Consider the following 1,314-nt stretch of genomic DNA (forward strand, 5'->3'; position numbering starts at 1 on the left):
CGCTGCGCACGTCGCGCAGGCGCCGGCGCAGGCCCCAGCCGGCGCCGAGGCCGATCGCGGCGCTGAGCAGCAAGCCCAGCGCCAGCACCAGCCCGGCCGTGATCGCGCGCAGGCCGGCATGTTCGGTCATCGAGTAGATCAGCAGCAGTTCGCCGGCGTACCACAGCAGGCTCTTGCCGAAATGCGCGCCGGCATACGCCGCCAGCGCCGTTTGCGGCAGGCGGGGCAGGGCGGGCAGGGGCGAGGGGTGCGGCATGCCCAGGCTTATAGCCGCGCGATGCGACAGCACCAAGTCCGCCGCGCCGGCTTGCTAGGATCGAAGGCGCTGGTCCCCGTCGTTCGAGGAGTTCGCCGATGTCGCTGTCATGGTCATGGCCCCGGCTGCTGTGCCTGTGTCTTGCCGCCTTCGCTGCGCCTGCCGTCGCGTCCGTGGCCGCGCGCCCGCAGGCGGTGTATCAGCTGTCCGCCGCCGACCTGTTGCGTCTGCTGCGCGGCGATGCGCAGGCCGCGGCGACGCCGCTCGCCGGCAGCGCCGAGCAACGCCGCGTGCAGGCCGGCGCGCTGGCGCGGCTGTACATCGCCGGCGTCGCCGACGCCAGCGAAGGCAGGCAGTGGTGCGCTGGCGCGCAGGGCGTGCTGACGCACGAACTGGTCGATCGCGTGTTCACCGCGCTCGCCGCGCTGCCGCCGGTGCAGTTGCGGCAGCGCGCCGCGGTTCCGGTGGAGCAGGCGCTGCACGACGCGTTCCCCTGCACGGCGCGTTGAGCGTCATAGGCCCGTCGGTGACGGGCGCCGGGCCTGACTGCTGCGGGCGACCTGGGCTTGCGCGTGCCGGGATCGAGAGCGATCGCCGACTGTGCCCGACAGAGCGCCGCGTGCCTCGACGCGACGCTGCCCGCGATGGTCGCCGATGGCCGACCAGGTCAGCGCACGCCCTACAACTGCGCCGCCAGCCGGCTGCCCTGGGCGATGGCGCGCTTGGCGTCCAGTTCCGCGGCGACATCGGCACCGCCGATCAGGTGCGCGCTGCGGCCGGCGGCCTGCAGCGCCGCCTGCAGGTCGCGCCGCGGTTCCTGGCCGGCGCAGACCACCACGGTGCCTACCGGCAACAGTTGCTCGGCGCCGTCCACGCGGATGCGCAGGCCGCTGTCGTCCACACCCAGGTATTCGACGCCGCCGAGCATGGTCACGCCCTTGGCCTTGAGCGTGGCGCGATGGATCCAGCCGGTGGTCTTGCCCAGCCGCGCGCCCGGCCGGCCCGGGCTGCGCTGCAGCAGCCACACGCTGCGCGCCGGCGGCTCCGGGCGCGGCTTT

At 74.4% G+C, this 1,314-nt stretch carries 1 protein-coding gene and 2 pseudogenes; 1 reads left to right on the forward strand and 2 read right to left on the reverse strand.

All coding sequences use genetic code 11. The features are described from left to right. Window positions 1-256, reverse strand: a pseudogene (locus D183_RS25085) (MFS transporter); the annotation flags it as partial. A gap of 98 nt (window positions 257-354) precedes the next feature. On the opposite strand from D183_RS25085, the gene D183_RS0117010 reads away from it, so the two are divergent. Continuing rightward, window positions 355-765, forward strand: a complete 411-nt coding sequence (locus D183_RS0117010; protein WP_039728313.1) for a Rap1a/Tai family immunity protein — start codon at window positions 355-357, stop codon at window positions 763-765. A 170-nt stretch (window positions 766-935) separates the two neighbouring features. On the opposite strand, the pseudogene D183_RS25090 reads toward D183_RS0117010, so the two are convergent. Beyond that, window positions 936-1,314: pseudogene (locus D183_RS25090) on the reverse strand (NADPH-dependent 2,4-dienoyl-CoA reductase); the annotation flags it as partial.

The sequence above is a fragment of the Xanthomonas sp. SHU 199 genome, from assembly GCF_000364665.1.
GTDB classification, from domain to species: Bacteria; Pseudomonadota; Gammaproteobacteria; order Xanthomonadales; family Xanthomonadaceae; genus Xanthomonas_A; species Xanthomonas_A sontii.